The sequence below is a fragment of the Gordonia sp. GONU genome (genome assembly GCF_024733855.1).
Taxonomy (GTDB): domain Bacteria; phylum Actinomycetota; class Actinomycetes; order Mycobacteriales; family Mycobacteriaceae; genus Gordonia; species Gordonia amicalis.
In genome coordinates, this window is record NZ_JANRHB010000071.1 from 1 (window position 1) to 2,185 (window position 2,185).

A 2,185-nucleotide genomic window follows, 5' to 3' on the forward strand; every position below is an offset into this window, starting at 1 on the left:
TGTCACTGCACGCACGAACCACCACCAAGACCATTCGCAACTTCAACGCCCACCGGCCCCACCGCCGGTAAGCATCTCCCGAGAACACGACGTCACGCATCTCCTGAGACCGCACACGTCAGCTCATTCAAGCTCACGATGGCCGCGGTCGATCGAGTCTCCTCGTACTCTGCATACGCTCGCTCGATCTTCGAACGTGCTATACAGAAATCCATGGCCGCAGACGCCATCGCTCCTGCGAGCTGCTCCACAGCAGGCGCTCCGTTGGCATCATGTGCGAGAAAGTGCGTCCGCACGATAGTCGATGTTTCCGGAACTGTGACGGCGTCCTCGAACGCCGGCAGGAAGCTGATCAGCGAGCTGCTCGTGCCCCGAGCTAGCTCGAGGAACTGTTCGACGACCGCCGATTCGTCAATCATCACTCACCCTTGATCGCGCAGCACGTCCTCCCGCGACCGGGGAGGCACGTAGGCAGGATATCGGCGCGATAGGACATTCTGGCGGCGCCACTCGCTGGGCGCGCTGATCTGCCGCCCTCCCGGAGGTCGGCAGCCGCATGAGCAGATTGGTGACGTTCGCAGCGAGGGGGTGGGCACCCAGAAAGCCGGTCGTGATGAAACGGATGAGAGGACTCGTCATAGCGGATCTAGAGCGGGCCGTTGGTTCTGGTGTGGTCCGGACCTGAGACCGTGAGCAGCGACCCGAGCAATCGTTCCTCGGCGCGGATAGCCGCAAGCCAAGCTTTCGGCTCAGTGGGGTGCGGTCAATCTCCTCATTGAGTCGAGCCGACGATGTACGTAGGAGGAGAGCGAGAACGCGTCGTAGAAATCGTTCAGAACCTCATCATTGAAGATTCGGCTGGAGTGCGCGCGCGGGTTTCGGAAGTGCCCGTGGATCCCAACGAGCAGGCTTTTAAAGCCGCGGTGCTCGCTGATGTCGGAGTCTGATTCATGGGCGTTGATGGACCAGGCGGGATGCTCGCGATTGGTTCCGAGGACGCCGTCGTAAAGAGCTGCGCCATCACCCGCCAACCCCGTGATGCCGCGGACTCTTGCTGGGATGCTCTTCGACGCTTCCGACATTGCATGAAACAGAGAACGCCCGATGAGTTCCTCGTCGCAGTAGCGGAATAACTCGCTGTGACACCCTCGGCGCCTCAGCTCAGTTTGAAGTCGTCCGGCCAGGGCGGCACCCTCGGAGATGCTGGATGCCTTCGCTCCGGATGCGAGCTTGCCCGCTTCGTTAACTGCGTAGCCGTAGTACACGAGGAACTGGTTGAGCTGGTCGCGCAGCTCGTCGAAACGAGCTGGCTGAGCGGCATACCGGCTAGGATTCATGGCCTTTGCGATGAATCCGCCCATGACGTTGCCGGCTTGCTGTCGAACCTGGACGTTGTAGAGAGTGACGTACAGGCTGTCGCGCTTGTTGCCGCCCGGCTCACGCTGCCTGACTCCCACCATCTGGAGCAAGGAGTCGATCTCGGAACCGGTGAGTCCCGGATGATCTGTCTGCGAAAGCACGTCGCACACGCCCTTGACGAAATCCGGGGTGAAGGGAGCAATCTTCGGGGGCGTTTGTTTGGGCATAGTGGTCGACATCGAGTGGCTCTGCTCTTAGAGGCGACTGACCAAGGTCTGGCGCCTTGCGATTAGGTGTTATGACGTTCTTATCATTTCGGACGTGGGTCGGACTCGGAGACTTGGCCTACTCGTCCTCCATCACAGGCTCGGGTTGCTGACCGTGCCGTCGACGCCACAAGTCGCCCATGTCGTCGGCGAACTGGAGATCGACCCGTACGTCGGCTGCTCCGGGAGCGCTGTACATCACCTCAGCTGACTGATCACGCGCGATCACGTCAGGGTATTTGTCGACCATCTGCTTCTGCGCGTTCTGAAAAAGCGAGGAGAGGCCAGGCGCACTCATAAGGTGATCCGAGAACATCCCACCGTAGGAACCGAGGTTCACCGGAACACCGAACATCCCCGGCGGGTATATCGAGTTGGCGCGAGAGCCGATGGCATCAAGCGTTCCGCTCATCCCACCCGCCAAACCCTCACGGAAGAGTGAGGTTCCCCCCGAACCGTAGAGGCATCGATAATGAGGAGCACGATGCCAGAGAAGCGGAAGAAGTACGACCGGGAGTTTCGTGATGGGGCGGTCCGGATCGTCGAGGAGACAGGTAAGC

At 60.5% G+C, this 2,185-nt stretch carries 3 protein-coding genes; all 3 read right to left on the minus strand.

Features of this window, described 5'->3' with window-relative positions:
• Positions 1-92 precede the first annotated feature (92 nt).
• Positions 93-419: a hypothetical protein gene (locus NWF34_RS25155; protein ID WP_020173285.1), complete on the minus strand. Its 327-nt coding sequence runs from the start codon at positions 417-419 to the stop codon at positions 93-95.
• 330 nt (positions 420-749) lie between these two features.
• On the minus strand, positions 750-1,586 hold the full coding sequence (locus tag NWF34_RS25160) for a TIGR02391 family protein (RefSeq protein ID WP_010844954.1): 837 nt from the start codon (positions 1,584-1,586) through the stop codon (positions 750-752).
• A 118-nt stretch (positions 1,587-1,704) separates the two neighbouring features.
• Positions 1,705-2,185: hypothetical protein (locus tag NWF34_RS25165; RefSeq protein WP_258326392.1), on the minus strand; the 481-nt coding region annotated here is incomplete at its 5' end.

Coding starts and splice junctions, on each gene's coding strand:
- NWF34_RS25160 (WP_010844954.1), bottom strand. CDS start 1,586: ATGCCCAAACAAACGCCCCCGAAGATTGCTCCCTTCACCCCGGATTTC.
- NWF34_RS25155 (WP_020173285.1), bottom strand. CDS start 419: ATGATTGACGAATCGGCGGTCGTCGAACAGTTCCTCGAGCTAGCTCGG.